At 71.8% G+C, this 23,972-nt stretch carries 29 protein-coding genes and 4 pseudogenes; 16 read left to right on the top strand and 17 right to left on the bottom strand.

Annotated elements, in window-relative coordinates:
* Positions 1-37: 37 nt before the first annotated feature.
* The 3 genes from ACFY3N_RS22755 to ACFY3N_RS22745 all read left to right on the top strand — a co-directional run bounded on the left by ACFY3N_RS22755 (position 38) and on the right by ACFY3N_RS22745 (position 1,641).
* Positions 38-496 (top strand): helix-turn-helix domain-containing protein, encoded by a 459-nt coding sequence (locus ACFY3N_RS22755; protein WP_390818521.1) that lies wholly within the window; start codon positions 38-40, stop codon positions 494-496.
* A gap of 78 nt (positions 497-574) precedes the next feature.
* Entirely contained in the window at positions 575-1,180 is a 606-nt protein-coding gene (locus ACFY3N_RS22750; RefSeq protein WP_390818520.1) for a hypothetical protein, read from the top strand.
* A gap of 128 nt (positions 1,181-1,308) precedes the next feature.
* Positions 1,309-1,641, top strand: coding sequence for a DUF2516 family protein (locus tag ACFY3N_RS22745; protein ID WP_390818591.1), 333 nt, complete (start codon positions 1,309-1,311; stop codon positions 1,639-1,641).
* A gap of 31 nt (positions 1,642-1,672) precedes the next feature.
* Here the strand turns inward: ACFY3N_RS22745 and ACFY3N_RS22740 are convergent, their stop codons facing one another.
* From ACFY3N_RS22740 to ACFY3N_RS22730, 3 genes are all read right to left on the bottom strand, one after another.
* A complete protein-coding gene (locus ACFY3N_RS22740) occupies positions 1,673-3,040 on the bottom strand; it encodes a PP2C family protein-serine/threonine phosphatase (RefSeq protein ID WP_390818519.1) in 1,368 nt (455 codons plus the stop codon).
* 334 nt (positions 3,041-3,374) lie between these two features.
* Complete coding sequence (locus tag ACFY3N_RS22735; protein ID WP_390818518.1) at positions 3,375-4,463, bottom strand: C40 family peptidase; 1,089 nt, start codon at positions 4,461-4,463, stop codon at positions 3,375-3,377.
* A 189-nt stretch (positions 4,464-4,652) separates the two neighbouring features.
* Entirely contained in the window at positions 4,653-5,501 is an 849-nt protein-coding gene (locus tag ACFY3N_RS22730) for a class I SAM-dependent methyltransferase (RefSeq protein ID WP_390818517.1), read from the bottom strand.
* A 206-nt stretch (positions 5,502-5,707) separates the two neighbouring features.
* Between ACFY3N_RS22730 and mshA the strand changes: the two genes are divergently transcribed.
* From mshA to ACFY3N_RS22715, 3 genes are all read left to right on the top strand, one after another.
* On the top strand, positions 5,708-7,045 hold the full coding sequence (gene mshA / locus ACFY3N_RS22725) for a D-inositol-3-phosphate glycosyltransferase (RefSeq protein WP_390818516.1): 1,338 nt from the start codon (positions 5,708-5,710) through the stop codon (positions 7,043-7,045).
* Positions 7,038-7,547, top strand: a complete 510-nt coding sequence (locus ACFY3N_RS22720) for a YbjN domain-containing protein (protein ID WP_390818515.1) — start codon at positions 7,038-7,040, stop codon at positions 7,545-7,547. Before mshA ends, ACFY3N_RS22720 begins: the two co-directional genes overlap by 8 nt.
* 110 nt (positions 7,548-7,657) lie before the next feature.
* Positions 7,658-8,464 (top strand): hypothetical protein, encoded by an 807-nt coding sequence (locus ACFY3N_RS22715; protein WP_390818514.1) that lies wholly within the window; start codon positions 7,658-7,660, stop codon positions 8,462-8,464.
* 34 nt (positions 8,465-8,498) lie between these two features.
* On the opposite strand, the gene ACFY3N_RS22710 is transcribed toward ACFY3N_RS22715, so the two are convergent.
* Entirely contained in the window at positions 8,499-9,311 is an 813-nt protein-coding gene (locus tag ACFY3N_RS22710; protein WP_390818513.1) for an AraC family transcriptional regulator, read from the bottom strand.
* Here ACFY3N_RS22710 and ACFY3N_RS22705 point away from each other — a divergent pair.
* Both ACFY3N_RS22705 and ACFY3N_RS22700 read left to right on the top strand, forming a co-directional pair.
* Positions 9,310-9,777, top strand: a complete 468-nt coding sequence (locus tag ACFY3N_RS22705; RefSeq protein ID WP_390818512.1) for a DUF2000 family protein — start codon at positions 9,310-9,312, stop codon at positions 9,775-9,777. The genes ACFY3N_RS22710 and ACFY3N_RS22705 overlap by 2 nt on opposite strands.
* A gap of 204 nt (positions 9,778-9,981) precedes the next feature.
* The gene (locus ACFY3N_RS22700) at positions 9,982-10,308 is read left to right on the top strand and encodes a carboxymuconolactone decarboxylase family protein (RefSeq protein ID WP_390818511.1); all 327 of its coding nucleotides are present in this window, start codon (positions 9,982-9,984) and stop codon (positions 10,306-10,308) included.
* A 244-nt stretch (positions 10,309-10,552) separates the two neighbouring features.
* On the opposite strand, the gene ACFY3N_RS22695 is transcribed toward ACFY3N_RS22700, so the two are convergent.
* The 5 genes and pseudogenes from ACFY3N_RS22695 to ACFY3N_RS22675 form a co-directional block, all read right to left on the bottom strand.
* Positions 10,553-10,720 (bottom strand): type II toxin-antitoxin system VapB family antitoxin, encoded by a 168-nt coding sequence (locus tag ACFY3N_RS22695; RefSeq protein WP_390818510.1) that lies wholly within the window; start codon positions 10,718-10,720, stop codon positions 10,553-10,555.
* 31 nt (positions 10,721-10,751) lie between these two features.
* Complete coding sequence (locus ACFY3N_RS22690; RefSeq protein WP_390818509.1) at positions 10,752-11,408, bottom strand: DUF433 domain-containing protein; 657 nt, start codon at positions 11,406-11,408, stop codon at positions 10,752-10,754.
* A gap of 95 nt (positions 11,409-11,503) precedes the next feature.
* A pseudogene (locus ACFY3N_RS22685) lies at positions 11,504-11,713 on the bottom strand (hypothetical protein); the annotation flags it as partial.
* Positions 11,714-11,995: 282 nt separating this feature from the next.
* Positions 11,996-12,130, bottom strand: a complete 135-nt coding sequence (locus ACFY3N_RS22680) for a DUF397 domain-containing protein (RefSeq protein WP_390818508.1) — start codon at positions 12,128-12,130, stop codon at positions 11,996-11,998.
* Positions 12,093-13,007, bottom strand: coding sequence for a Scr1 family TA system antitoxin-like transcriptional regulator (locus ACFY3N_RS22675; protein WP_390818507.1), 915 nt, complete (start codon positions 13,005-13,007; stop codon positions 12,093-12,095). The genes ACFY3N_RS22680 and ACFY3N_RS22675 overlap by 38 nt, the downstream gene beginning before the upstream one ends.
* 165 nt (positions 13,008-13,172) lie before the next feature.
* Between ACFY3N_RS22675 and ACFY3N_RS22670 the strand changes: the two genes are divergently transcribed.
* The gene (locus ACFY3N_RS22670) at positions 13,173-13,613 is read left to right on the top strand and encodes an ATP-binding protein (protein ID WP_390818506.1); all 441 of its coding nucleotides are present in this window, start codon (positions 13,173-13,175) and stop codon (positions 13,611-13,613) included.
* A gap of 96 nt (positions 13,614-13,709) precedes the next feature.
* Here the strand turns inward: ACFY3N_RS22670 and ACFY3N_RS22665 are convergent, their stop codons facing one another.
* The 3 genes and pseudogenes from ACFY3N_RS22665 to ACFY3N_RS22655 form a co-directional block, all read right to left on the bottom strand.
* The gene (locus ACFY3N_RS22665; protein WP_390818505.1) at positions 13,710-13,955 is read right to left on the bottom strand and encodes a hypothetical protein; all 246 of its coding nucleotides are present in this window, start codon (positions 13,953-13,955) and stop codon (positions 13,710-13,712) included.
* A gap of 98 nt (positions 13,956-14,053) precedes the next feature.
* Positions 14,054-14,413 (bottom strand): annotated as a pseudogene (locus tag ACFY3N_RS22660) (alpha/beta fold hydrolase); the annotation flags it as partial.
* A gap of 97 nt (positions 14,414-14,510) precedes the next feature.
* Positions 14,511-15,023, bottom strand: coding sequence for a DinB family protein (locus tag ACFY3N_RS22655; protein ID WP_390818590.1), 513 nt, complete (start codon positions 15,021-15,023; stop codon positions 14,511-14,513).
* A gap of 210 nt (positions 15,024-15,233) precedes the next feature.
* Here ACFY3N_RS22655 and ACFY3N_RS22650 point away from each other — a divergent pair, with 210 nt between their 5' ends.
* Both ACFY3N_RS22650 and ACFY3N_RS22645 read left to right on the top strand, forming a co-directional pair.
* Positions 15,234-16,055 carry a LamG domain-containing protein gene (locus tag ACFY3N_RS22650; RefSeq protein WP_390818504.1) on the top strand — a complete coding sequence of 274 codons (822 nt, stop codon included), beginning with the start codon at positions 15,234-15,236 and terminating at the stop codon, positions 16,053-16,055.
* A gap of 307 nt (positions 16,056-16,362) precedes the next feature.
* On the top strand, positions 16,363-16,524 hold the full coding sequence (locus ACFY3N_RS22645; protein WP_390818503.1) for a hypothetical protein: 162 nt from the start codon (positions 16,363-16,365) through the stop codon (positions 16,522-16,524).
* 161 nt (positions 16,525-16,685) lie between these two features.
* Here ACFY3N_RS22645 and ACFY3N_RS22640 read toward each other — a convergent pair whose 3' ends face one another.
* The gene (locus ACFY3N_RS22640) at positions 16,686-17,096 is read right to left on the bottom strand and encodes an SRPBCC family protein (protein ID WP_390818502.1); all 411 of its coding nucleotides are present in this window, start codon (positions 17,094-17,096) and stop codon (positions 16,686-16,688) included.
* Positions 17,097-17,150: 54 nt separating this feature from the next.
* Here ACFY3N_RS22640 and ACFY3N_RS22635 point away from each other — a divergent pair.
* Together ACFY3N_RS22635 and ACFY3N_RS22630 are read left to right on the top strand one after the other, a co-directional pair.
* Positions 17,151-17,273, top strand: a pseudogene (locus tag ACFY3N_RS22635) (type II toxin-antitoxin system RelE/ParE family toxin); the annotation flags it as partial.
* Positions 17,273-17,473 (top strand): annotated as a pseudogene (locus ACFY3N_RS22630) (transposase family protein); the annotation flags it as partial. The pseudogenes ACFY3N_RS22635 and ACFY3N_RS22630, both read left to right, overlap by 1 nt.
* A gap of 141 nt (positions 17,474-17,614) precedes the next feature.
* On the opposite strand, the gene ACFY3N_RS22625 reads toward ACFY3N_RS22630, so the two are convergent.
* Positions 17,615-18,895 carry a hypothetical protein gene (locus tag ACFY3N_RS22625; RefSeq protein WP_390818501.1) on the bottom strand — a complete coding sequence of 427 codons (1,281 nt, stop codon included), beginning with the start codon at positions 18,893-18,895 and terminating at the stop codon, positions 17,615-17,617.
* Between the two features lie 678 nt (positions 18,896-19,573).
* Between ACFY3N_RS22625 and ACFY3N_RS22620 the strand changes: the two genes are divergently transcribed.
* Positions 19,574-19,912: an XRE family transcriptional regulator gene (locus tag ACFY3N_RS22620; protein ID WP_390818500.1), complete on the top strand. Its 339-nt coding sequence runs from the start codon at positions 19,574-19,576 to the stop codon at positions 19,910-19,912.
* A 215-nt stretch (positions 19,913-20,127) separates the two neighbouring features.
* Entirely contained in the window at positions 20,128-20,424 is a 297-nt protein-coding gene (locus ACFY3N_RS22615) for a ribosomal protein L7/L12 (RefSeq protein WP_390818499.1), read from the top strand.
* A gap of 80 nt (positions 20,425-20,504) precedes the next feature.
* Here ACFY3N_RS22615 and ACFY3N_RS22610 read toward each other — a convergent pair whose 3' ends face one another.
* Entirely contained in the window at positions 20,505-21,266 is a 762-nt protein-coding gene (locus ACFY3N_RS22610; protein WP_344559489.1) for a phosphoglyceromutase, read from the bottom strand.
* 153 nt (positions 21,267-21,419) lie between these two features.
* On the opposite strand from ACFY3N_RS22610, the gene ACFY3N_RS22605 reads away from it, so the two are divergent.
* Positions 21,420-22,697, top strand: a complete 1,278-nt coding sequence (locus ACFY3N_RS22605) for an MDR family MFS transporter (protein WP_390818498.1) — start codon at positions 21,420-21,422, stop codon at positions 22,695-22,697.
* Positions 22,698-22,773: 76 nt separating this feature from the next.
* On the opposite strand, the gene ACFY3N_RS22600 is transcribed toward ACFY3N_RS22605, so the two are convergent.
* Together ACFY3N_RS22600 and phoU are read right to left on the bottom strand one after the other, a co-directional pair.
* Positions 22,774-22,929 carry a hypothetical protein gene (locus ACFY3N_RS22600; RefSeq protein WP_199822113.1) on the bottom strand — a complete coding sequence of 52 codons (156 nt, stop codon included), beginning with the start codon at positions 22,927-22,929 and terminating at the stop codon, positions 22,774-22,776.
* A gap of 179 nt (positions 22,930-23,108) precedes the next feature.
* A complete protein-coding gene (phoU, locus tag ACFY3N_RS22595; protein ID WP_390818497.1) occupies positions 23,109-23,798 on the bottom strand; it encodes a phosphate signaling complex protein PhoU in 690 nt (229 codons plus the stop codon).
* Positions 23,799-23,972: the final 174 nt, after the last annotated feature.

The raw sequence follows: 23,972 nt of genomic DNA, 5'->3' as shown, positions 1-23,972 counted from the left end.
GCTTGCAATAGTTAGCGAGGTGGGGCAGTGTGGAGGCATGGCCTCGCTCAACGTCGGCAATCTCGGTGAGTACCTGCGCGAGCAGCGGCGCAGTGCGCAGTTGTCGCTGCGGCAGCTCGCCGATGCCGCCGGGGTGTCCAATCCGTATCTCAGTCAGATCGAGCGCGGGCTGCGCAAGCCGAGCGCGGAGGTGTTGCAGCAGGTCGCCAAGGCGCTGCGGATCTCCGCCGAGACGCTGTACGTCCGGGCCGGCATCCTCGACGCCGAGCGGGACCGGTCCGAGGTCGAGACGCGGGCCGCCGTCCTCGCCGATCCCACCCTGACCGGGCGTCAGAAGCAGGTGCTGCTCCAGATCTACGAGTCGTTCCGCAAGGAGAACGGTTTCGGGAGCGCCGAGGACGGTGAGGCGACGCCCGGGGACCCCGTCGACGTCCCGGCGGGCGACAGCGGCACGGCCGGCGACGGCGGCACCGGTCCGCGGCGGACGGCCGGCTGAGCCGGACCAGGGCACCGGCCGCCCACCGCGGACCACACGAAACCCCCAGCCGAAAACGAATCCGGGAGGACCCTCACCATGGCCATCACCGACGACCTGCGCAAGACCCTCAGCGACCCGACCCCGCTCTACTTCGCCGCCGGCACCGCCGACCTCGCGTTGCAGCAGGCCAAGAAGGTGCCGGCCCTGGTGGAGCAGCTGCGCACCGAGGCCCCGGCCCGCATCGAGGCCGTGCGCAACACCGACCCCAAGGCCGTCCAGGAGCGGGCGACCGTCCGGGTCCGGGAGACGCAGGAGACGCTCCAGACCAAGGTCGGCGAGCTCTTCGGCTCGCTCGACACCGACCTGAAGAAGCTCGGCGAGAACGCCCAGGACCTCGCGCTGCGCGGGGTCGGCATCGCCGCCGAGTACGCCGTCAAGGCCCGGGAGACCTACGAGAAGGTCGCCGAGCACGGCGAGCAGGCCGTACGGACCTGGCGCGGCGAGGCCGCCGAGGGCATCGAGGACATCGCCGTCGCCGTCGAGCCGCCGGCCGAGCCGAAGCCCGCGACCCGGCTGGAGCCGGTCGAGGTCAAGGACGACAGGCCCGCCAACGGGTCCGCCGAGGTGAAGAAGCCCGCCGCCGCCAAGAAGGCCCCGGTGCGCAAGACCACGGCGAAGAAGACGACTCCGCCCGCGAAGTAGGCGGGACGGAACCGGACGGGCCGGGCACTCTCGGAGTGCCCGGCCCGTTGTCCGGGTAGCCGGCCGGTGGATGCGGGTACGGTGACGGCGTAGAGGACGAGCCGAGTCTGGTGGTGGACGTTGTGCTGATGCAGGGCTTCGCGGGGTTCATGTGGCTGCTGAGCATGGCCCTGATCGTGTTCAGCGGCTTCGCTCTGATCGACGCCGCCACACGCCGTGAGGACGCCTACCGCGCGGCCGACAAGCAGACCAAGCCCTTCTGGCTGATCATCCTCGGCATCGCCTTCGTGGTGAACCTGATCTTCAACATCCTGTCGTTCCTGCCGATCATCGGGCTGATCGCGACCATCGTGTACATGGTCGACGTCCGTCCCGCGCTCCGCGGCCTCTCCGGCGGCGGGCGCGCCCGCAGGGGCTCCAGCAGCGACGGCCCCTACGGCCCGTACAACGGGGGCCGCTGAACCGCGGCGGCCCCGGGCGGCGGGCCCCCGCTCACCCCGCCCGGTCCAGCAGCAGCACCGCCACGTCGTCCGTCAGCTCGCCCCCGTTGAGGTCCCGGACCTCGTTGACGGCGGTGCGCAGCAGCCGCTCCCCGCGCAGCCCCTCGGAGAGCTGGCGGCGGATCATCTCCACCATGCCGTCCTGGCCGAGCCGCTCCCCGGTGTCGCCGACCCGGCCCTCGATCAGGCCGTCGGTGTAGAGCATCAGGCTCCACTCGCCGCCCAGCTCCACCTGCATCCGCGGCCAGCGGGCGTTCGGCAGCAGGCCGAGCGCCGGGCCGTTGTTGTCGTACGGCAGCAGGCGCGCGGGGTGGCCGGGGCGGGCGAGCAGCGGGGACGGGTGGCCGGCCAGGCACAGGCCCGCCCGGCGGCCGTCCGGCGCGATGTCCACCGTGCACAGGGTCGCGAAGATCTCGTCGTCCGGCCGCTCGTGCTCCAGCACCTGCTGGAGCGTGCCCAGCAGCTGGTCCCCGCAGAGCCCCGCCAGGGTCAGCGCGCGCCAGGCGATGCGCAGCTCCACACCGAGCGCGGCCTCGTCCGGACCGTGCCCGCAGACGTCGCCGATCATGGCGTGCACGGTGCCGTCCGGGGTGCGGACGACGTCGTAGAAGTCACCGCCGAGCAGGGCCCGGGAGCGGCCGGGGCGGTAGCGGGCGGCGAACCGCAGCGGAGAGCCGTCCAGCAGCGGGGTGGGCAGCAGGCCGCGCTCCAGCCGGCGGTTCTCCTGGGCGCGCACGCGGCCCTCGGCGAGCCGCCGCTCGGCGGAGTCGGACCGCTTGCGCTCCACCGCGTACCGGATCGCCCGGCTCAGCAGCCGGCCGTCCAGCTCGTCGCGGACGAGGTAGTCCTGGGCGCCCACCCGTACGGCCTCGGCGCCGCGCTCGGCGTCGTCGGCGCCGGTGAGCGCGAGGACGGCGTGCCGGGGCGCGAGCTCCAGGACGTGCTTGAGCACGGCGAGCTCGTCGTCACCGTCGCCCGCCCGGCCCGGCGCGGGCAGCGCGAGGTCCAGCAGGATGCAGTGGACGTCGTCGGTCAGCAGCCGCTCGGCCTCGGTGAGGTTGCGGGCGGTGCGGACGCGGATCGGCTTGCCGGACCGGTCGAGCAGCTCCGGCACGATCGGCGACCCGCCGGGGTCGTCCTCGATCAGCAGCAGGGTGAGGTGGGCGGGGGCGGCCGTCTCGGCCCGGTCCGGCGCGGTGCCGGCCCGGTCCGCGGTGTTCTGGGACGGGTCCGCGGCGCGTAGGGCCGTCGCCCCGGTCTCCGGGGAGTCCTGGGCGGCGCCGCCGTTCGGTGCGGCGATCGGCGCCTGACCGCTTTCCGCGGCCGGGATCGCCCTCTGCCGCGGTACGGGTGCGGGCATTGTTGCGGGTTCCTTCCCTCCCCCCGAGAGCACGGTGGGGGCTTCGGCCGTAGGCCTGTGTCCGGCTCCCACCTCCGTGTGCGAGCGGGGGACGCCCCTTCGAACGGGGACCATAGCGGCTGACGGCGCCGCAGCGGAATGGTGTGAGCCACGCCGCTCCGCCACCGGCCACCGGCATATGCCGCGTTTACTGCCGCAGTTGGACAGGCCGCGAGCGCCACGGGGATGACGAACGTCACGTCCACGGGGGCTTCGGCCGCACGACCGGGGTGCGCTGTGTCACGTGGCGCGTGTCACCGGGGAGTTGGGCGGGCGGCCCGGAGGGCCGAACCGCTCAGTCCGCGTCCGCGTCCGGCCGTACCACCCCGAGGATCGGCATCGTTCCGGCCCCCGCGAGCGTCACCGACCGCCCCGGGCGCGGCGCGTGCACGATCATGCCGTCCCCGACGTACATCCCCACGTGGCTGGCGTCGTCGAAGTAGATGACGAGGTCGCCGGGCCGCATGTCCTCGAGGTCGACGCGCGTCAGCTGCCGCCACTGCGCCTGCGAGGTGCGCGGCATGCTCCGTCCGGCCGAGATCCAGGCCTGTGAGGTCAGTCCGGAGCAGTCGTACGCCTTCGGCCCCTCGGCGCCCCACTGGTACGGCTTCCCGATCTGCGCGGTGGCGTACGCGACGGCCTTCTCGCCCTGCTCCGTCGCCCTGCCCCTGATCTCGTCGAGGATGCCGGAGCCCAGCCAGTCGGCCTGCGCCTCGGCGGCGGCCTGCCGCTCCAGCCGGGCCAGGCGCTCCTTCTCCTCCTGCTCCAGCTCGGACTCGACCTTCTCGGCCGCCTCGATCCGCTTCTCGATCTTCCTCTGTGCCTCGGCCTTGGCCCTGCGGCCCGCCTCGAGCTTCTTCATCTGCGCTTCGGCGTCCTGCGCGTACTGCTCCAAGTCCTGCTGGGTGCGGGTCATCTCCCCGAGCAGGCCCCTGGTCGCGTGCTCGCCCTGGCGCACCCGGCCCGCGCCGTCGAGGAAGTGCTGCGGATCGTCGCTCAGCATCAGACGGGCCTCGGGCAAAAGCCCGCCGCCGCGGTACTGGGCGGCGGCCGCGGCGCCCGCGCGGGCCTTCAGCCGGTCCAGCTTCTCCCGGCCCTCGACGATCTTCTTCGCCAGCCGGACGATCTGGGCGGACTGCTGCCGCGCCTTCTCCTCGGCGGCGTTGTACTCGTCGGTGGCGACGGCCGCCGCGCGGTAGAGCCCGTCGAGCTTCTCGCGCACGGCCTCGAGGTCCTTGTCGGTGACCACGGTGACGCTCGCGCTCGTACCGGGGGACGGCGGGGGAGCGGGAGCCGCGAACGCCGTACCGGGCACCGCCAGCACGGTGACCGCACAGACCACGGTCACGGCCGCCGTGAGCAACCCGCGCTTGCCCGTCCTCATGAGGCACACCCCCGTTGATTAACCGTCAGTAACATACGGTCGCCCAGGGGATGCTGCCATGCCGACACGCGAAACGACAGAGGGCGTGCTTCCCGTCTCCTCCCGCCCGTCATCCCCCGGCGCGGCGATCGTCCCGCCCGTGTGACGAACGACTCACCGGGGCCGCTGCCGCTCCGCGCCGCCGCGGGGTCACCCCCGGGGCGCCAACGCCTCCCAGCGCACCGTCACTTCCCCCTGCCGCCACCGCCCGGGCCCGTCCGCCACGGGCCAGTCGGCCGTGAGGTCCCGCACCGCCCGGATCCAGCGCTGCCGCGCGCCGTACGAGGCGTAGGGCGCGGCGGCGGCCCAGGCGCGGTCGAAGTCGCGCAGGAAGGCGTGCACCGGTTCGCCCGGCACATTGCGGTGGATGAGCGCCTTCGGCAGGCGTTCCGCCAGGTCGGAGGGGCGCTCCAGGGAACCCAGCCGGGTCGCGAAAGTGACCGTGCGCGGCCCTTCCGGCCCGAGGGCGACCCACACGTGCCGGCGCCCGATCTCGTCGCAGGTCCCCTCGACCAGCAGCCCGCCGCGCGAACCCGTCGCCGGGTCGGCGGGGGCGAGCCGCGCGCACAGCCGCCGCCACACGGCGCCGACCTCGGCCTCGTCGTACTGGCGCAGCACGTTCGCCGCGCGGACCAGCACCGGCCGCCCGGTCACCGGGACCTCGAAGCCGCCGCGGAGGAAGACCAGTCCCTCGCGCTCGTACGGCCGTGCGGCCGCGACCCGGGCCGGTTCGATCTCGACGCCCGTCACGCGGGTGCGGGGCGCCGCGGCGCGCAGCCGGTGCAGCAGTTCGACCGCCGTCCAGGGGGCCGCGCCGTAGCCGAGGTCGACGGCGACGGGGTCGGCCGCGCGGCGCAGTTCCGCGCCGTGCACGGCCGCGATCCAGCGGTCCATGCGGCGCAGCCGGTTGGGGTTGGTCGTGCCGCGCGTCACCGTGCCGATGACGGGGGTCCCCCCGCTCGGGCGCAGCCGGGAGCGGGGGAGGGCGCGGGCTGTCATACGGACGAGTATGCGGGTACCCGGAGACGGCGCCGACGGGAGTGACGCGGCCCGCTCTCGAACGGTTGAACGAGCTTCGGTAATGACTCGGTAAAAACCCGAACCGGGGACGTCGTCCGGAAATGAGGAAGCGGTTTTCCGACGTTGACGTCGCCGAGGGCCCCACCCCCTCCGACAGCCATGCCCGCAGCGAGGAGGAACGCCACGTGAGCCAGTACATCGCGAGGCTCGGGCGGCGCTCCCCCGCCGCGTCCCCGCGGCTGCGGCTGCACCGCAGGCCCCGCCGGGTGGCGATGCTCTCCGTGCACACCTCCCCGCTCCACCAGCCGGGCACCGGCGACGCGGGCGGCATGAACGTCTACATCGTGGAGCTCGCGCAACGCCTCGCCGCGATCAACATCGAGGTCGAGATCTTCACGCGCGCGACCACCGCCGCCCTCCCGCCCACCGTCGAACTCGCCCCCGGCGTCCTCGTCCGGCACGTCGACGCGGGCCCCTACGAGGGCCTCGCCAAGGAGGACCTCCCGGCCCAGCTGTGCGCCTTCACCCACGGCGTGATGCAAGCCTGGGCCCGCCACCGCCCCGGCCACTACGACCTGGTCCACTCCCACTACTGGCTCTCCGGCCACGTCGGCTGGCTCGCCGCCCAGCGCTGGGGCGTGCCCCTGGTGCACGCCATGCACACCATGGCCAAGGTCAAGAACGCCAACCTGGCCGACGGCGACACGCCCGAGCCCGCCGCGCGCGTCATCGGCGAGACCCAGATCGTCGCCGCCGCCGACCGGCTGATCGCCAACACCGCCGAGGAGGCCGGCGAACTCGTACGGCACTACGCGGCCGACCCCGGCAAGGTCGCCGTCGTCCACCCCGGCGTGAACCTGACCCGCTTCCGCCCGGCCGACGGCCGCGCCGCCGCGCGGGCCCGCCTCGGCCTGCCGGGCGACGCCCTGATCCCGCTCTTCGCGGGCCGCATCCAGCCCCTCAAGGCGCCCGACGTGCTCCTGCGCGCGGTGGCCGCCCTGCTCGGCGAGCGTCCCGAGCTGCGCTCACGCATCTGCGTCCCCGTGGTCGGCGGCCCCAGCGGCAGCGGCCTCGCCAAGCCGGAGGGGCTGCAGAAGCTCGCCGCGCGGCTCGGCATCGCGGACGTCGTGCAGTTCCGCCCGCCCGTCGGCCAGGAGCAGCTCGCGGACTGGTTCCGCGCGGCGTCCGTGCTCGTCATGCCGTCCTACAGCGAGTCCTTCGGACTGGTCGCCATAGAGGCGCAGGCCGCCGGCACCCCGGTGCTCGCCGCCGCGGTCGGCGGCCTCCCGGTGGCCGTGCGGGACGGGCACACCGGCTTCCTCGTCCAGGGCCACGACCCCGACGCCTACGCGCGCGTGCTGTGCGACTTCGCCGACCACCCGCACCTCGCCGACCGCATGGGCGAGGCCGCCGCCCGGCACGCCCAGGCCTTCGGCTGGGACACCGCCGCCGCGGCCACGGCCGACGTCTACACGGCCGCGACCCAGGCCCACCGCCGTCGCGTACGCTCCCACCATGGCTGACGACAAGACGGCGGAGGCGATAAAGGTCATCGAGGGCGTGCTGGGGGACGCCGACCTGGAGTGGGAGAACCCCGCGCCCGGCAGTTACGTGGTGAAGCTCCCCGGCACCCGCAAGCTCTCCACGACCGTGTCCCTGATCGCCGGCCGGCACACGCTCTCCCTGAACGCCTTCGTCATCCGCCACCCCGACGAGAACGAGGGAGCCGTCCACCGCTGGCTCCTGGAACGCAACCTCAAGCTCTTCGGCGTGAGTTACGCCGTCGACCCGCTCGGCGACGTCTACGTCACCGGCCGCCTCCCCCTCTCCGCGGTCACCGCGGAGGAACTCGACCGCCTCCTCGGCCAGGTCCTCCAGGCCGCCGACGGCAGCTTCAACACCCTCCTGGAACTCGGGTTCGCCTCGGCGATCCGCAAGGAGTACGACTGGCGGGTGTCGCGCGGCGAGTCCACCCGCAACCTGGACGCGTTCACCCACCTGCTGCGGCGCCCCTCGGACGGGTGACGACCGCGCAGGTCACGGCAGGGGCGCCGAACGGGCGTGCGGGTGCGGGCTGTTAACCTGCCGCGATCCGGACCCCGGTCTCAGGGGTCCCGTGCATGAAGAGGACGTGCATGCGCACAGGCAGATCCACCCTCATGGCCGCGCTCACCGGAGCGCTCGTCCTCGGGGTGTGCACCGCGACGCCCGCACAGGCGGCCGACACCGGCGTCACGGTGTCGAACGTGGTCGTGAACAACGGCAAGCCCATCGTCGTGGGCGTCTCCGAGGAGAAGTACCCCAGCGTCGGCTTCCGCATGACCTGGCCCGCGGGCTACTCGTCCGGCGACATCACCGCGTTCCCGTACCTGTACCACGACACCACGGCCGCCGAGGGCGCGGAGAGCGGCATCCGCACGGGCCACGTCATCTACTACGACGACACCCCCGGCTCGGCGAACGTCGAGGGCGATCTCTACATCGACCCCCGCTGGACCCTGGACTCCACCAAGGACGCCACCACCTGGAAGATCGCGGTCAACGTCCGTCTCTGGGCCCCGGGCTCGGAGACCGAGCTCAAGGCCGAGGAGAACCTGACCGGCCTCGGTACGGTCCAGGTCAAGCGCGCGGCGCGGGCCACCGTCAACGCCTCGCCGGAGCCGGTCGCCAAGAACGGGACGCTCACCGTGACGGGCAAGCTGACCCGCGCCGACTGGGGGAAGGAGGCGTACGTCGGCTACGGCGACAAGCTGGCCAAGCTCCAGTTCCGCAAGGCGGGCACGAGCACCTACACGACCGTCAAGACCGTGCGGGCGAACTCCACGGGCTCCCTGAGGACCACGGCGACGGCCACCACCGACGGCTACTGGCGCTGGACGTTCGGCGAGACGTCCACGACGGGCGGGGCGACGGCGGCGGGCGACTACGTCGACGTGAAGTGACTCCCGCAGGACCGGTGGCCCGCCTCCACGGGTGTCACCGGCCCTCCGCGCGGTAACGGCCCGGCGTGACCCCGACCAGCCTGCGGAAGTGCCGGGTGAGGTGCGCCTGGTCGTAGAAGCCGGTGGCGACGGCGACCTCGCCCGGCGAGCGTCCCTCCAGGAGCAGCCGCCGGGCGCGGCCGACCCGGCGGGACATCAGGTACTGGTGCGGCGCGATGCCGTAGGCCCCGCTGAACGCCCGTACGAGGTGCGCGGGATGGGCGGACAGCACCCCGCCGGCCTCCGCCAGGCCGACGCCCTCCACCACCCGCTCGTCGAGCAACTCCCGCAGCCGCCGCGCGAGTCCGGGGTCCCGCCGGGGCGCGCCCGCGCCGGGGACGTCCCGGGACCGCAGATGCTCCCGCAGCCGCTCCCCGACCAGCGTCAGCCTGCTCTCGGCCTCCAGCTCGTCCCCGGGCCGCACGAGCGCGGAGTGCACCTGTCCGACGCGCCGCCGCAGCAGGGGATCACGCAGGTCGGGCCGGTCGACGGCGGCCCCGATGAGACCGTCGGCGAGATGGTGGCCGTCGAGGTACAGCACCCGCTTGCGGAAGCCGTCGGGGGTGACGGGGGCCCCGTTGTGGGGGACGTGCGGAGGCAGCAGTGTCACCGTGTCGTGCGGCGTGCCGTGCTCGTGCCGGTCGAGGTCGTACCGCACGGCGCCGTCGTCGACGATGAGCAGCGTCCAGGAGTCGTGGACGTGCATCGGGTAGGCGTACTCGGTGAAGCGGGCGTGGAACACCTCGACGACGCCCGGAACGCGGGGCCGCCAGGCGGAAACGGCCCGCTCGGGGCGGTCTGCTGCCATGCAAAGAACGTACAAGACGCGGACCGGACCCGATCGGCAGTCTCGGGGCATGAGCACTCGCTTCGACACGAAGATCGCCGTACTGCTGCGCGAGGACCTGGAGCCCTGGCAGCGCCTCAACGTCACCGCGTTCCTGGTCAGCGGCCTGGGCACACGGCTCCCGGAGCTGATCGGCGCACCCTACGAGGACGCGGACGACGTGCCGTACCTGCCGATGTTCCGTCAGCCGGTCCTGGTCTTCCAGGGCACGAAGGAGGTGCTGAAGGCGGCCCACGCGCGCGCCCTCTCCCGCGCCCTCCCGCGTGCGGTCTTCACCTCCGACCTGTTCGCCACGGGCCACGACGAGGCCAACCGCGCGGCGGTCCGCGCGGTGGGCACGGCGGACCTCGACCTGGTCGGCCTGTCGGTCCACGGCCCGAGGAACGCGGTGGACAAGGTCCTGAAGGGCGCGCGGATGCACCCCTGACACGTCGACGGCGCCACCTGACCCGGCGCGGGGACGTGGACACGGAGCGTCATCACCTCGGGGGGCGATCAATGCGGAACGGACGTACCGTCGAGGTGGACTTCCGGTCGAGCGGAGGGCGCCGCCCTCGCACGGACGGCGTCAAGCCCCCGCATCCCGGTGTCCGCCGATTCCCCTTCCGCCACTGACAGGAGAAGACGGCCCATGGCCACAGCATCCGAGACCCCGGTACTGGACACCCTCGCCGCGATGACGGTCGACTCGCTCGAGCGGTGCGGGCTGGACCAGGAGACGTTCATGCTCACCCGCATCGCGGTCCTCGCCGCGTCGGACGCCCCACCGATCTCCTACATCGCGCACATCGACCCCGCCGTCCAGTCCGGTGTGACCGCCGAGAAGGTGCAGGACGTCCTGGTCGCGATCGCGCCCATCGTGGGAACGGCCCGCGTCATGACGGCGGCGGCGAACATCGCCAAGGCCCTCGGCATCACGATCGCGGTCGCCGACGCCGAGATGGAGGGCCGGGCGTAGGGACGCGTGGACACGTAGCAGTCCGGCGGCCGCCGCGAATCCCGCGGCGGCCGCGTGTCAGCGCGAGCAGACCACGCTGATCAGCGTGAACGAGGCGTAGAAGGGCCCCTCGGAGAGGCCGGCGAACCAGTCATGGCCGCGGGCCGGGTCGATGTGGCCCCCGCCGACGGCCTTCTGCGGATTGCGGCCCAGACCCAGCGTGTGGTCAGCCTCCTGGAGGTCCAGGAGGCGGGTGTCACGGCGCTCACGTCCTCGACGTCGAAGGCAGGCGGGTGAGTGCCTGTGCGCGGCGCCGGTGCTCCAGCACCTCACGCAGCGCGGCGTTCACCGTGTCCTCCTTGGTGCCCGTGCCGAGTGCCTTGGCCACGTCCGCCACGAGCTCATCGTCCAGATCGAGCACGGTACGACTCACTGCTCACACCTCATTGCGGTCGAGGAAGAACTCAGGCGGCAAGGTGCACCACTGCCCGGCACAGTTCGTCCACTTGCTCGGGCGTCATGTCGTAGTCGTACGCGATGTCCTCGACGCTCTCCCCGGCCTCCCACAGGTCGCTGATGGCCTTGACGGTGACCCGGTTGGCGGCGACCACCGGCAGGCCGTGCCCGAACCTGGGGTCGATCACGACGGGAACGGAGTCCGGGTACTGCCTCAACCGCAGGCTGGAGGGGAAGTCGTCGCCCGGCTCCCAGTTGAGGTAGCGGAGGTAGTCGGAGACCACTTCCTGGATGGGGACTTGGCCGTCCCGGGCTCTGCGGAGGTCCCCCCACCCGTGCTCGATGAAGATGTCCACGCCGTCCGTGGCGACCCTCTTCGAGACCAGGCCGTACGGAGTGTCGAAGGCGTCCCGCACGGCAGCGGCTGCCTCCCTGATCTCGCTCATGCGGAGCCCGAGAGAGCGCAGCGACCGCAGAACATGTGCCTCGGCCACCGCGATGAAAGGCACGGAGGGCTGCCCCTTCCGTACCGGCTCCACCTGATGGACCAGCGGTGCTCCGGCGGCCTGACCCCTCAGCCACGAGGTGAGAGTCGACTGCGGGATCTCGAGGTAGGAGGCTGTCTCCGCGGGCGTCAGAAGGCCGTCCGTGAACCTGTCGACCATGCCCCACCTCCTCTTGACGCCGGGTTTCGCATCGTCGCACACCCAGCCTCCCCTCTGGGGGCGCACCGCACCCCCGGCCACCGGCTCAGCCCGCCGCACAGGGCGGCGATGGAGACGGGGGTGCCGGTGGGCAGGGAAAGGATGTAGACCGCGACGCCGACGGTGACCGCGCTGCCGCGCCGCTGGGCGAGGGCGTTGGAGATCACGGTGAAGTCGGCGGTGAGCCGGGTGCGGACGTGGATCACGCCGGAGGTCGGAGCTCCGGCGTCGGCGCGCAGGGGCGCGTTAGACTGCGGGTCAGCCATTGGGAAGGTTGGTTCTTCCTGATCGGTCAGGTCCTCGTCCGGGACGGCGAATCCTGGGCGGGGGCCGTATTCGTTTGTGGTGGTTGCCGCGAACGTAGCCGCCCGCGTTCCGCGACTGCAAGCCGGTCACTCGCACGGGTGACGCGGGCGTTCTCGCGGGGAGGGTGGGCGGGCGGGTAGTTCTTTCTCCCGGTTCTTTGGGGAGGCCAGCGGCCCACCGGACCCTCGCGGACGAGGAACCGGCGGGCCGGGACGACGCAGCGCGACCGGTGCCCGGCCGACTCAGATCCGGTGCCGGCCGGCAGCCTTCAACTCGCCTATGAACGCGGTCCAGGCGCGGCCTCCGAAGCAGAGTGCGGGCCCCTGCGGGGCCTTGCTGTCACGGACGGGGACGGCGTCGGGGAATCCGTCCGCCACTTCCACGCAGTTGCCGCCCGCTTGATTGCTGTAGCTGCTCTTGCGCCAAACGACGCCGTTCGGATCGGGACGGAAGTTTCGCACCACGGTAGTTGCCCTCCATCGCGGACCGGATCATGTCGAGGGACATGAACGGGGGCAGGGCTGCTGCCCTGAGCCGATCGTAAATCGCTTTGTAGCGGTTGACGCCGTCCGGTTCCTCGATGAGCTGTCCGTAGTCCGAGCCTTCGGTGTAGGCGACCTCCGTGCCGTCAGGAAGTGTGAGAAGCGTCAGTGAACCTCCCATCGCTTCATGCCCACCGTGATCGAACGGCAGCACCTGCACGGTGATGTGGCGCTCCGCCGCTGCCTCGATCAGTCGATCCAACTGCGCCCGCATCACGGCGCGTCCGCCGATCGGTCGCTTCAGCACCGACTCGTCGAGGATCACGCACAGCTCCGGTCGGCCGGGCGAGCCGAGTCGGGTCTGGCGTGCCATGCGGGCGGTGACGCGCTCCTCCAGTTGCTCTTGACCGTCTAGCAGCACATCCAGACTCAACACTGCTCGTGCGTACTCCTCGGTCTGGAGGAGGCCGGAGACGACGTGGGCGGTGTACTCCCGAACGGACACCGCGCGCTCCGAGTACGCCATGAACTTCCGCGACCAGTCCGGGAACGTCTCCCGGTACACGTACGGCCACAGCTCTACGAGCAGATCGTCCGCACCGAGGGCCGCGTCCAGCGCCCGCGCCAGTTCCAGCGTCGGTTTCGCTCCCGAGGCCCGCTCGATCTGGGTGATCCGCGTGCCCACCACGTGGACCCGCGCGCCGAGTTCCGCCTGGGTCAGTCCGGCCGCCGTACGGAGCCTGCGCACCCGCGTGCCGAACAGCGCGGCCATGGACGTACCGGGATCAATTCCGTTGGCCAAAGGGTCACTTCCGTCCTTTACGAACCGAAAGGTAAGGCTGTGTCACCTTCCGAGCGTAGGACGCTCCGGCCACCCTTGAGCACGGAACGTGATGATTCGCGTACGACGCGAGACGACAGGCAAGGACGGCCCGCTGTGCTCCCAGGAACGACGACGACCACCACCACGCGCGAGGAGCGGTTCGCCTCGACACCCCGGGGCGCCCGGCTCGCGCGGCATCTGGCCGTGCGGTGGATGGAGGAGTGGGGGCACCCGCCGGAGTCGGACGTGTCCTGCGCGGTCGCCCTGGTCGTCGGCGAACTCGCCGCGAACGCCGTTCGGCACGGCCGCGTACCGGGGCGGGACTTCCGCCTCGGGCTCGCGTACGACGAGTCGTCCGGGCTGGTCCGGGTCGAGGTCGCCGACGCCGCGTCCGGCAAGCGGCGGCCGCCCGTGGTCCCGCCCTCGTCATGCCCCGAGGGGGAGTCGGGCCGCGGCCTGTTCCTGGTGGACGTCCTGGCCGCACGTTGGGGTTGGGAGCCGCGGGATCCCGTGGGCAAGACGGTGTGGGCGGAAGTCCCGTGTCAGCCGGGATGAGAAGCCGCGTACGACGCCCGCGGCCCGTGGACGTACCCGTACGGACCGACCGGACCGGTACCCGCGCCTGACCGCCGCCGCCGCGCCGTGAGCGCCTCAGTCGGGCAGCGGGGCGGAGGTCGCGCGGCCCGGCTGCTTACCCTCCGGCGGGTAGTCGCAGTCGATGCTGGTCACCTCGCGGTCGTCGTCCTCGGAGTCGACCACCGCCACGCCCGTACAGGCCCGGCCGTGTTCATCGGTCCACGTGACGATCTCGCTCCGGTCGGGCTTGGCGCAGCCCGCGAGCAGCAGCGCGCTCAGCAGCGCCGACGCCGTGAGTACGGTCCTGCGCGGTCTCCTCATAGCATCCCCCGTGTCAACTCGACTGTGCGGCAAGTGGATTCGAGCAAGGGGATACCCGGCGGAGGTGAACCGTCCGCCAACCGTGGGGCGCGAAGCCGTCACGACACGGTCAGGACCGCCAGCCACTCGGTGAGGAGACGGTTGACCTCGTCGGGGCGTTCCCGCTGGATCCAGTGGCCGCAGCCGTCGAGCAGGTGCGAGGAGACCAGGCCCGGCAGCGTCACCGGGTACGCCTCGATCGCGTCGGCCAGCCAGGTCGTGGGGGCGTCCAGGGTGCCGCCGACGAACAGGGACGGCTGGGTGACGGGGGCGCCGTCGAAGGCGGCGAGCCAGCCCCGTACATCGGGTTCGATCTCGGCCTCGGCGCGGCCCGGCTCCGGGAGGCCGTGAGGGGCCGGCCCTCGTTCCTCAGGGGCGGCGGCCGGACCGCTCAGGGAACTGACACGGGGGCCGCCGCGCCTTCCCCGTACACACCGGTCCGGATCGCCGAAATGGTGCGGCGACAGCAGGGCGAGTAGCAGGGGGAGGGGATCGGCGGGGCACCGCTCGCACGGGCTACTGCCCCACCCGCCCGTCGACGCATTCGCGCAGCAGGTCGGCGTGGCCGCAGTGGCGGGCGTACTCCTCGACGCGGTGGACCCACAGCTCGCGGACGGAGCTGCCGTCCTGGACCACCCGCGCGCCCGGGTCCGGGTACTCGGCCAGCACCGCGTCGGTGGCCGCCTGTTCGCGGGCGAGATCGGCGAAGGCGCCGTCGACCACCGTCTGATCCGCGACGGCACCGTCGAAGTCGGCGTCGCGCGCTCCGTACAGCCTCGGTTCCGGGCCGCCGGGCCGGATCCAGCCCCGCCAGTCCCGCTCCACCTCCGCGAGATGCCGGACCAGGCCCAGCAGGGACATGGTCGACGGCGGCACCGACCGGCGCGCCAGCTGCTCCGGATCCAGCCCCTCGCACTTCATCTCCAGGGTCAGCCGGTAGTGCCGCAGGTACTCCCGCAGCGTCGCCAGCTCATCACCCGGAGCGGTCCCGTCACCGTCGCGGGGATCGTCGTCGGGATCCACCCACATGTCGGGCTGGACAACGGCCCGGCTCCATCGCTCCGTCGCATCGCTCACCGGACTCACGATGCTGAGCGGTGACCTCGGGACGCAAGCGAATATCCGGGCCGGGCGGTGGCCCGGTGCGAGACCCGGACAGTCGAAACTCCTTGCGCATCAAGGAGCAGGCCGGGACGATCACTTCGGAATCTTGACCAGTTTCTGAAAAGGGGGGGGGACATGCACGACAGATATCGCGCCGCCTTCGTGGTGGCGGGCGCCGTCGCGCTCTCGTTCGCACTCGGTGGGCTCCCTGCTGCCGCCCACGCAGCGGACGAAGGACACGGTGCCCAGTCCGTGGAGACGTCGCTGAGCCGGAAGGGCTACTGGCCGCTGGACGCGGCGCCCGGCGGGGTCGCACCCAACGTGGAGCCCGGGGGCCTGCCGCTGACCCTGAACGGCGATGCCCGGATCTACCAGAACGAGGACATCTTCGGAGATCCCACCCTGGTCGGTCAGGGCGATCTCCGGCTCGACGGCGACGGCGACTGGGCGGCGACGTCTGCGGCACCGGTCGGCGGGGACGGGAGCTTCACCCTCGCCGTCCGCGCCCGCCTGGCCGCAACCGACGACAGGACGCAGACCGTCCTCTCGCTCCCGGGCTCGCACACCGACCGCCTCGCGATCCGGTACGGGGCGGGGAGCGGGAAGTGGGAGGTCGTGGTGTCCACCGAGGACGAGGCGAACGCTCCGCAGGTGGTCATCGCCGAGGAGCAGACCCTGCCCAACGACGACCCCAACGACGTGGGCGAGCACCTGGCCGTCGTCTTCGACGCCCCCGCCCAGGAGCTCCGCTTCTACGTGGACGGGCAGCTCTCCACCACGTCCACCGCCGTGGACACGACGTCGTGGACGGCCTCGGGCGGTCTCCAGGTGGGCCGTTCGGCGATCCGGGGGGAGTACTTCGCGGGCACGGTGGACGAGGTCCGCGCCTATTCCGGCGTCGCGGACCCGACGAAGATCATCCAGATGTCCGCCCTGGCGGGACTCCCCGACCTCTGAGCGCCGGGCGGGCCGGCCGCGCCCGCGGCTCCCTGAAGCCCGTACGGCACTCCCGAGCCCTGCGCGCGGACCGTGGATCGTCCGCGCGCAGGGCGGTCGAGCCGCCGCTGTCGTCCCTCGGCAGTTGCCGTGCTCCGCCGCCCTGCCGCAGGATCGGACGATGTCCCGCTCGACAGGCGCACACACCGCCGATCCATGCCCCAGGTGCCGCGTCGAGGGGGTCCGTACCGGCACCCCTTCCTCCGTCCGAGGACGGGATGTCGTCGGCTACCGCTGCGGCCGCTGCGGGCGCACGTGGTTCCGCCCGGTGGAGGACGACCTGGACGTGTACGACACCGTCAGGGTGGACCTCCCGGACGCCACGCTCTACGGCACCGTCCGGCAGGTGGAGGACGACCGGGTCCAGGTGCGCGACACGGACAGCGGCCGGATGCTGTGGGTCGAACGGTGGAGGGTCATCCTTTACTGAGACCCACCCGGCCCGCACCACCCCACGGAGCCGGCGGAGTCCTCGTGACCGGTCCGAACCACCGACGATCTCCGGAACCCTCGTGGCAGCGATGTCGCCGAGGGCCCGCCGTCCCCTGGCGACGTACGGGCCGAGAGGTCCCGGATCGCGCCCCGGTGCGCTCAGGCGGATTCCAGCAGCTCCTTGAGCCGGGCCAGGTCGGCGGCGACCATGCCGGCGTCGCGCTCGAAGTCGGCGTCGCTCGCGTCCCGCTGCCGGCGCAGGGTGAACACCACCTCGCTCCCCGTGCCGCAGGCGATCACGCGGACCGGGTTGTAGACGCTTTCCCCGGTGGGCAGCGTGACGTGGTGGTCGAGTACGCCCAGCTCGTTGTGTGGTGCGAAGGTGACCGTGACCCGTCCCATGAGGGTGGATTCCGCGACCCACTGATCGCCGACCCTCTCGATGGATTCCCCCAGGCCATGAGCCCACGCGGGCAGGTTGGCCGGATCCGACGCATAGGTGTGGACGTCGTCGACGGGGCGGTCGATACGGACGCTGATGTGACGTGATTCCTTGCCGTCGTCGCTCATGGCGGTGACGGTAGCGGGCCACCCTCCCTGTCCTCTTGAACGAATCGGACGTGCTCGCGGCACTTGGGCGGCAAGCTGCGTGGGCTCCGCTTCGAGTTGGACGGCGAAGCCGTACGCATCCCGTACTGGCTCGCGCCAGGGCAACGGATCGTGCTGCTGACGGTCTTCCGTAGGACGTCGACGGCACCCTGATTCCCACCGACCGGATCCGCGCGGACGAGCCGCACCACTCGATGAAGCACCGCAAGCACCGCAAGCACGGCATGAACGTGCAGGTCATCGCTCGTCCCGACGGCACACCACTCTGGTTCTCCCGCGCGACGCCGGGCAGAACCCATGACCTGACCGCGGCCCGTGCCCACGGCATCGTCCAAGCCGTTCACGCACTGCCGATCTGCAACTATTCAGGATGAAAGAGGTTCACTGTCCCGAATGCCCCGTTGTCGCGCTCCCGTGTCAACGGGCCGAACGGCACGCGCTCGCCAGCCCTTTGCCGAGCCCTCCGCGGACGGCCCAGGTCACACCGTGAGCCGGACCGCCTCGATCCACGAGTCGTTGTCGTGGGTGCCGGCGTAGGTGAAGTCGTACCCGGTCCCGGGCTCGTCGCACGCCAGGCCGAGCCAGGCGTCGTCGTGGACGTAGGAGGACTGGCAGACGGCGCCGGCGCCACCGTCGACGTTGATGGTGAACCCCAGCATGTGCGGGGCGTTCTTTCCGGTGCTGCCGACGTAGTTGTCGATGCCGTCGACGGCGTTCGACCACGGCTCGGGGAAGTGTCCCTCGCCGTTGGTCGACGCGGGGTCGTGGACGAAGGCGCCGCCGGACGTGCCCCTGGTTCCGGACACGGCGATGTTGACGGCCGTGATCGGTGCCCCCGAGCCCGCCGTGCCCGCTGTCCCGCCGTCGCACACCGCGTCGCTCCAGCCCCGGCCCGCCACATGGACCCGGTAGCAGATGTGCCGTCCGCCCGGATCCTCCGCGGCCAGTCGCCGGACGGTGGTCGCCGCGCTCCTCTTCGGTGCCTCGGCCTCCTTCACCTCGGCCGAACGGGACGGCGCAGACTTGGACTTGGACTTGGACTTGGGCTCGGACTTGGGCTCGGACTTGGGCTCGGCCCCGGAATCGGACTCGGCCGGTGAGCCGGACGCGGACTCGGATCCGCTCGGCGACGCCGAGGGCGACGGGGAATCGGCCCGGTAGTCGGCGGCCGGGATGCCGTCGGACGTACCGGGGTCGAGCGTCGTTCCGCCGGCGGGAGCCGTCTCGACCGTGCGCTCGTCCTCACGGTTCAGTCCGAGTATCAGCAGCGGTACGCAGATCAGCACCGCCCCCACGAGGGCGGCCGCGGCCACCATGGGCCCGCGCAGACGTCCCGGCCCCGTCCCGTCGGCGTCCGTGTCCGCCTTCCCGCCGTCACCGTTCCCGGCCGCGACCGCACCGGCCACCGCACCGGCCACCACCCCGGCTCCCGCTCCGCTGGGCTCCGCCGCCTGCTGCCGCTGTTCCTCCGGCTGCCGCTCTTTCTCCTGCCGTTCCTCCTCCTGCTCGGCTGCCGCCGGTTCCTCGGTGGTGGACCGGAAGCCCCATCGGGTGCGCCGCCCGGGAGCGGGCTCGGAGGACGACACCGTCGACACCGAGGCGTCCGGATCGGCGGCGGAGTCGGGAGCAGGGGCGGACTCCGGCGTGCGCGGTCTCAGGTCCGCGCCGGGATCCTCGCCCGGCACGGGTACGGCGACCGCGCGGCGGACGGCCAGGGAAGACGTCGTCTCACCGGCCCGGGGTTCATGCTGACGCGGCATGGGCACTGCTCCTTGTCGAAGGTGGGGCGGACGGTGCGATGTCGTCGGTGCTCGCCGGTGCCGCCGGCCGGTCATCCGTGCACGGCACCGGGCCGGACGGGCGCTCCGTCGGCTCACGACTCACTCAACTAACTCTGGATGACACCTGGTTGCGTCCAAACCCTGGCGGGATGAACGGAAGGCTACACAAGGTCCCGTTCGCTCGTCGGCCGCACCACGCTGCCAAGGGGGACCCTCCGGAACGCGCCCCGGCCGACGGCGGGGGCCGCGCCCCGCGAGGCCGTCGCCGGTGGCGATCCTGCCGGCACCACGGATCAGGTCGCGGACCCACGCGGCACCGGAAGGCTCGCGGTGACCACGCACGGGGGTGGCGCGAGTGGTAGGTCCGTTCACCTGGTGGTCGACGTTGGTCGTCATTGACCACTGTCGAGCGGCCTTGGACGGCCCAGGCTTTCGCTCAGCGGGCGCTTTCGGAGGCGGTGTCCGCGGCAGCGGTGGCTCTCCGATACGACCACATCGCGGTTCGCAGGGCTTCGCCTTCGATCCGGTGCGCCGGGCAGTATCGCTGGTGGCTGGTGACAAGGCCGGGAACGGGCAGCGTTGGTACGACATCAACATTCCGCTTGCTGAGGAGCGGTACCGGACACATCTGGCCGATCTTGAAACCGGGGAGTACGAATGAGCACCGTGAGCTGGGAGGAAACCAAGCGCAAGGCGCGTGAGCGGCGTGCGGCCGCTGGGTTGCCGATGCGGTCGGCTCAGGAGAAGCAAGCGGCGATGGACCGGTTGACCGCCGAAGTGCGTGCTCACAAGCTTGCGGAGGTCAGACGTGAACAGGCGCTGACTCAGCGCCAAGTGGCCGCGTCGATGGGGGTCTCAGCACCTCGGGTCTCCGCGATCGAGCACGGTGAGCTGGATCGCGCGGAGGTCGCGACCCTCCGGGCCTACGTGGAAGCGCTCGGCGGTCGACTGCGCGTAGTCGCAGACTTCGGGGACGCGGAGTACACCGTCGCCTGAGACGCTCGCCAAAGCACTCGTCAACCATCAAGGCCCAGGTCTCCGACTTGGGCCTTGATCATGGAGCGGGTGACGAGAACCGAACTCGCGCTCTCAGCTTGGGAAGCTGCGATGTACGCCCACCTCATGCCGGGCAGCCGTCGGCGCACCCGAAAAGCCGTGGCTGCCGTCTTCGGGGGCGCATACGCTCCCGTTCGCTGACGCAGGAGGGCGAGATGTCCGACGAGGAGTCCACCGAGTACTGCACGCTGCTCTGCGACGACCCGTCCCACGAGGTGGTGCTCGTCGACTGCGGGCCCCGCGAGATGGACGTGATCCTGGCGGTGCGCAAGGTGACCGGGCAGAGCTTGTGGCACAGCCGGGTCCTGACGCGCCAAGCGCCCGTCACCCTCCTCGGGGGTCTGCCTGCGTACAGGGCCCAGTCCGCTGTCGCTGTGCTCCAGGGCGCCGGAGCCAGAGCGGAGTGGAGACAGGAGCCGGAGCCCGGAGAGCGCACGACCTCATCGCCCTGACGGCCCGGAGACGGCCCGGAGGCGGCGAAAAGCCCCCTGCCTGCGGAGAAACCGCAGGCAGGGGGCTTGTTCGTGGGCGGTTACTTCTTCTTGCCCTGGTTCTTGACCGCCTCGATCGCCGCCGCCGCGGCCTCCGGGTCGAGGTACTTGCCGCCGGGGGTGACCGGCTTGAAGTCGGAGTCGAGCTCGTAGTACAGCGGGATGCCCGTCGGGATGTTCAGGCCCGCGATGTCGGCGTCCGAGATGCCGTCGAGGTGCTTGACCAGGGCGCGCAGGCTGTTGCCGTGGGCGGCGACCAGGACCGTGCGGTTGGCCAGGAGGTCGGGGACGATCGCGTCGAACCAGTACGGGAGCATGCGGACGACGACGTCCTTCAGGCACTCCGTCTGCGGGCGCAGCTCCGGCGGGAGGGTCGCGTAGCGCGGGTCGGAGAACTGGGAGTACTCGGCGTCGTTGGAGAGCGCCGGCGGCGGGGTGTCGTAGGAGCGGCGCCACAGCATGAACTGCTCCTCGCCGAACTCCGCGAGGGTCTGCGCCTTGTCCTTGCCCTGCAGGGCGCCGTAGTGGCGCTCGTTCAGGCGCCAGCTGCGGTTCACCGGGATCCACAGGCGGTCGGCGGCCTCCAGGGCGAGCTGCGCGGTGCGGATCGCGCGCTTCTGGAGGGAGGTGTGGAGCACGTCGGGCAGCAGGCCGGCGTCCTTGAGCAGCTCGCCGCCGCGCGTCGCCTCCTTCTCGCCCTTCGGGGTGAGGTTGACGTCCACCCAGCCGGTGAACAGGTTCTTCTCGTTCCACTCGCTCTCGCCGTGGCGGAGGAGGATCAGCTTGTACGGTGCGTCGGCCATGCGCCCGAGCGTAATCGACGTCCCGCGGGGCCCGCGCGCCCCGCCCGCTTGGCGGACGGTTGACGGGATCTGTTAATCGAGTGGTTCCCCGTGCGCGTTCCTTCGTAAGTTGTGTCCACTGTCTTCGCTGCTTACATCTCGGGGGTTCCAGCCATGTCGTCCATCGTCCGTGCGAGACGTGCCCTCAAGGAGACCGTCTCCGGGCTGCCTCCGGCGTTCTGGTGGCTGTGGACCAGCACTCTGGTCAACCGGCTCGGCGCCTTCGTCGCCACCTTCATGGCGCTCTACCTGACCCTGGACCGCGGCTACTCCGCCACGTACGCCGGTCTCGTCGCCGCGCTGCACGGGCTCGGCGGGGTGATCTCGTCCCTGGGCGCCGGGGTGATGACCGACCGGCTCGGGCGGCGGCCCACGCTGCTCGTGGCGCAGGTCTCCACGGCCGTGTCCGTGGCGGCCCTCGGGTTCGTGCGCGACCCGGTCGGCATCGCCGCCGTCGCCTTCCTCGTGGGCATGGCCTCCAACGCCTCCCGGCCGGCCGTGCAGGCGATGATGGCCGACATCGTGCGGCCGGAGGACCGTATCCGGGCCTTCTCGCTCAACTACTGGGCCATCAATCTCGGCTTCGCGATCTCCTCCGCGGCGGCCGGTCTCATCGCCGGGTACAGCTATCTCGCCGGGTTCCTGATCGAGGCCCTGATGACCCTGGCGTGCGCCGTCGTCGTCTTCCTGAAGCTGCCCGAGTCGAAGCCCGCGCGGAGTGCGGAGGCCCAGGCGCGGGAGGAGGGCGTGGGGCTGGGGACCGTGCTGCGGGACGGGCGCTTCATGGGGGTCGTCGGACTGTCCTTCCTCATCGCGCTGATCTTCCAGCAGGCGTCCGTCGGGCTGCCCATCGCGATGGGCGAGGCCGGGTTCACGCCGGCCGACTACGGCATGGCCATCGCCGTCAACGGTGTCCTCATCGTCGTGCTGCAGATCCCGGTCACCCGGTTCATCGAGCACCGGGACCCCGGACGGCTGCTGGTGATCTCCTCGCTGCTCGCCGGGTACGGCCTCGGCCTGACCGCGTTCGCCGGGTCGGTCGGCGTCTTCGCCCTCACCGTCTGCGTGTGGACCCTCGCCGAGATCGTCAACGCGCCGACCCAGACCGGCCTCGTCGTACGGCTCTCCCCGGTGCACGGACGCGGGCGCTACCAGGGCATGTACACCATGTCCTGGGCCGTGGCCGCGCTGGTCGCCCCGCTGATGGCGGGATTCGTCATCGACCGGTTCGGGGCCGCGTGGCTGTGGGGGACGTGCGCCCTCATCGGCACGGTGGCCGGCCTCGGGTACGGACTGCTGATGCGGAGGCTGCCGGAGAAGGAGAAGGAGAAGGAGAGCGAGGAGACGGTGGCGGTGGTGGTGGAGAGGGCCGCGGAGGTCGGCGCTCCCTGACGGGCGACGCCGAGGACCCCGGTACCCGTGACGGGCGCCGGGGTCCTCGGTCGGTACGGGCCGGGTGCGTACGGCGTCAGCCGCACTGGCAGGGGCTGCCCGACTGGCAGCCGCAGCCGCAGCCCGAGCCGCAGCCGCAGGCGGCGATCAGGGTGAGGTTTCTGATCTCGGCGGGCTGCTCGGTCTCGCGCTCCCGCGCGGGGTCGGGGGTCGTGCTCGGGGATTCGGCCATGGGTCCCTCCTCAGGGCTGGCGCCTGTGCACACCTGCCCCCATTGGACGCCCGCCCCGCCGGGCGCATCAACGGCGCATTGAGGCTCGGACGAGTCCCGGCCGGGGACGTGCACGCCCCCGGCCCGGTGTGCGCCCGGCGGACACGCGGACACGCGCACACGCGCCCGCACGTCCGCCGTCAGGCCCCCTCGGCCCCCGGAACCGACTGGACGTCCGCCTGGATCTCGTCCGCGTACTCGCCGGTGACCAGGTACACCACCCGCTTGGCGACCGAGACCGCGTGGTCGGCGAAGCGCTCGTAGTAGCGGCCCAGCAGCGTGACGTCGACGGCCGTCTCGATGCCGTGCTTCCAGCGCTCGTCGATCAGGTGCTGGAAGAGGGTGCGGTGCAGGAGGTCCATCGCGTCGTCGTCCTGCTCCAGCTGGAGCGCCAGGTCGACGTCCTTGGTGATGATCACCTCGGCCGCCTTCGCCATCAGGCGCTGGGCGAGCTGGCCCATCTCCAGGATGGTGGCGTGCAGGTCCTGCGGGACCGCGCGCTCCGGGTAGCGCAGCCGGGCCAGCTTCGCCACGTGCTGGGCCAGGTCGCCCGAGCGCTCCAGGTCGGCCGACATCCGCAGCGAGGTGACGACTATGCGCAGGTCGGTGGCGACCGGCTGCTGGCGGGCCAGCAGGGCGATCGCCCGGGCCTCCAGGTCGTGCTGGAGCTCGTCGACCTTCTGGTCGGCCTCGATCACGCTCTCCGCCAGCTTCAGATCGGCGTCGAGGATGGCCGTCGTGGCGCGTCCGATCGCCGACCCGACCAGCCGGGCCATCTCCACCAGACCGTCGCCGATCGAATCAAGTTCCTCGTGGTACGCGTCCCGCATCAGGGTTCCTCTCGTGCGTCTCTGTTCCGGGCTTCAGGGGCCTGGTCTCCTCCCCACGCTCCCACGTTCCGTTCCGTACGCGTCCGATTCCGGCCCCTCAAATGAACCATCCCTGGCTCCAAGGTGAACTCTGGGCGACGACTGATCGAGCTCGCCCGTCGACGGCTGTGGGCA

It is taken from the genome of Streptomyces sp. NPDC000348 (assembly GCF_042898795.1).
GTDB lineage: Bacteria > Actinomycetota > Actinomycetes > Streptomycetales > Streptomycetaceae > Streptomyces.
The sequence above is the reverse complement of the archived record's forward strand: the minus strand, read 5'-3'. Positions and strand labels throughout refer to the sequence as shown.